This is a genomic window from Escherichia sp. 94.0001 (genome assembly GCF_013369155.2).
Taxonomy (GTDB): Bacteria; Pseudomonadota; Gammaproteobacteria; order Enterobacterales; family Enterobacteriaceae; genus Escherichia; species Escherichia coli_F.
Genome location: NZ_JABWMS020000330.1, coordinates 1 through 240 on the forward strand (window position 1 = coordinate 1; position 240 = coordinate 240).

Annotated in this window: 1 pseudogene; it reads left to right on the plus strand. The window is 58.8% G+C overall.

Annotation, left to right across the window (positions count from 1 at the left end):
* Positions 1 to 240: pseudogene (locus tag HEN33_RS25980) on the plus strand (phage portal protein); the annotation flags it as partial.

The following is a 240-nucleotide window of genomic DNA, read 5'->3' on the forward strand; positions in this document are numbered from 1 at the left end:
AAAGTATCACCCCCGATGATGTGCGTCCGATGCTTGAGCAGATGGTGAAAGAGGCTGTAAGCCATATCCCTGCTCCGCGTGATGGTCGTGATTACGATCCGGATGTTCTGCGGAAGGCGGTTCTGGAGGCGGTGAATGCCCTGCCGGCTCCGCAGGACGGGCGTGATGCCACGGCTCTGGAAGTGCTCCCCGCTATTGACGATCAAAAATCCTTTCCCCGGGGCACGTATGCCACACACC